3 protein-coding genes and 1 pseudogene (1 of these 4 running past the window's edge) are annotated in these 2,276 nt (G+C 57.5%); all 4 read right to left on the minus strand.

Features of this window, described 5'->3' with window-relative positions:
* Positions 1-292, minus strand: a pseudogene (locus CMG77_RS15395) (YceI family protein); it reaches 290 nt to the left of the window's first position.
* A gap of 36 nt (positions 293-328) precedes the next feature.
* Positions 329-1,108 carry a cytochrome b gene (locus CMG77_RS15400; protein WP_353743508.1) on the minus strand — a complete coding sequence of 260 codons (780 nt, stop codon included), beginning with the start codon at positions 1,106-1,108 and terminating at the stop codon, positions 329-331.
* Positions 1,062-1,454 (minus strand): acyl-CoA thioesterase, encoded by a 393-nt coding sequence (locus tag CMG77_RS15405; RefSeq protein ID WP_286905092.1) that lies wholly within the window; start codon positions 1,452-1,454, stop codon positions 1,062-1,064. The genes CMG77_RS15400 and CMG77_RS15405 overlap by 47 nt, the downstream gene beginning before the upstream one ends.
* A 47-nt stretch (positions 1,455-1,501) precedes the next feature.
* Positions 1,502-2,276 (minus strand): TRAP transporter large permease subunit (locus CMG77_RS15410; RefSeq protein WP_286905089.1); only part of this gene is annotated, 775 nt, incomplete at its 5' end.

The following is a 2,276-nucleotide window of genomic DNA, read 5'->3' on the forward strand; positions in this document are numbered from 1 at the left end:
TCAGGAAATCATCGCTGCGCAGGTGCTTATCCCGNTCNGCGTGATTGCTGTCGATGCTGCTGGTATCGANNGTCACGGTGATNTNGCTGTCTTCGACNTTGTCGGCGTCGTAGCTGAAGCTGCCTTCGAANTCGTTAAANCGACCGGTCAGCCAGCTGTAGCCCAGGTGCTGAATTTTGAAGTTGATGGCGGCGTGTGCGCCTTCGGTGTCGATCACATANTCGGCGGCCANTGCCGGAACNCTGGCCAAACCAATACTGCTCAGAGTCAATGCGGCTAACGTCTTTTTCATGGTCTTACTCCTTAACGGTTGAGAAACAAAAGTGGCTTACGGTTTNGGGTCGGANTTACCAGGGCGAAGCATACGCAGCAGGGTCCGATCCCGGATCACAAAATGGTGCCAAAGCGCCGCGCCGGCGTGGGCGAGCGCCAGAAGAATCAGNANCCANGCGGCGATCTCATGGATTTCTCCNACCAGATCGACGCCATCNGAACTCAACTGCCAGGTGGCGGGCACACTGAACAGNTCAAAAAANTNCGCGGGATCGCCCTTGGCNGTATTGATCAGATANCCGGTCACGACCATCACCAGCATCAACAGATACAGGAGNTGTTTCATTGNNGCTGCCNCGAGGCGGATNTTACGACTGTGGTTGGGCAGCGGNTGTGGCNTNCCCCNCTGACTGACCCGCCAGCCGATTCGCACNATCAACAGCATGGCCAGCAACAGTCCGAGACTGACATGCAGNTTGGGGAGTTCGTGATAGCCCTTGTCGTAGTACGTCAGGTCCACCATGTAGAATCCAATGCCAAAAATGGCNATCACCAACAGAGCGGACAGCCAGTGCACGGTGATGGACAACCAACCGTAGCGTTGNGCATCGTCTTTTATCATGGACCTGTCTTCCTTCAACTGTATTNGCGAACCCATCGGGTCATTAAAAGCTAGCAGAATACTGTAAAGGTAGCGGTTAAGATTTGTTAGTAAAGTCGTGTAAGTNCGGGATTTTGGCGGGNTCGAGCAGGCGCGACTGTAAAGCCGCGCGCNTNTGGGANGACGGTTATTTGGGCACCGGCCGGGTCCGGCCATTGTCGTCGATGGCGACATAAACANATTCGCCNTCNGTCACTTTGGTCATGTCGCGNTTACCGCACTCCTTGATCCAGACTTCGATCAGGGTGCGGATGGAGGTGCGCCCGACATCCAGNGTGCTGGCATAAACACTGACGGTNGCNCCNACGGGTACCGGCCGCAANAACACCATNCTGCCCACGGCCACNGTAGTGACCCGGCCCTTGGCCACTTCCTGAGCGAGAATCGCACCNCCCAGATCCATTTGGGTCATCAACCAGCCGCCAAAAATATCGCCATAGGGATTGGTGTCGGCGGGCATGGACAGGGTTTGCAGGGTCAGTTCACCGTGGGGGGTGGGATCCTCATCAATGCCTTGCATGGCCATGAACTCAGTACCTCGAATAATTCAGTAATGGAATGCTGATTTTACAGGGATAGTTGCTGCGGTAGCCAGGTGGCAAGCCCCGGCCACAGCGCCAGAGCACAGAGTACCAGCAATTGCAGCACAATAAACGGAATCACGCCACGATACAGGGCACTGGTGGCGACCGAGGCGGGCGCCACCCCACGCAGGTAGAACAGGGCGAAGCCAAACGGCGGGGTCAGGAAAGAAGTCTGCAGGTTGAGGGCAATCATGATCCCCAGCCAGATGGGGTCGACCCCCATGGCCAGCAGCACCGGGCCCACAATGGGGACGACCACAAAGGTGATTTCAATAAAATCGAGAATAAAGCCCAGCAGAAAAATGATCACCATCACCACCAGCATGGCGGTGAACACCCCGCCCGGCAATTGATGGAAGAAGCCTTCCACCAGTTCTTCCCCGCCGAAACCCCGGAAAACCAGGGAGAACAGCGAGGCGCCAATCAGGATGGTGAAAATCATGGCACTGGTCATGGTGGTGCTGCGGGCCACCTCTTTGAGCCGGGCGAGGTCGAGCTTGCCTTTGAGCAGGGCCAGTAGCGCGGCGCCGAGTGCGCCCACGCCGGCGGCTTCGGTCGGTGTCGCAATACCCAACAGGATAGAGCCCAGTACCAGAATGATCAGCGCCGATACGGGCACCAGGCTGAGCCACAGACGACCGGTGGAAATCCGCTCCTCACTCGGTGCGGCGGGCGCGAGCGTGGGCCGCCACCGGGCGACCAGAAGCATGTACAGCAGATAGAGGCTGACCAGTACCAGTCCAGGGATCAGCGCGCCG

The organism is Marinimicrobium sp. (assembly GCF_002695945.1).
GTDB classification, from domain to species: domain Bacteria; phylum Pseudomonadota; class Gammaproteobacteria; order Pseudomonadales; family Cellvibrionaceae; genus Marinimicrobium; species Marinimicrobium koreense.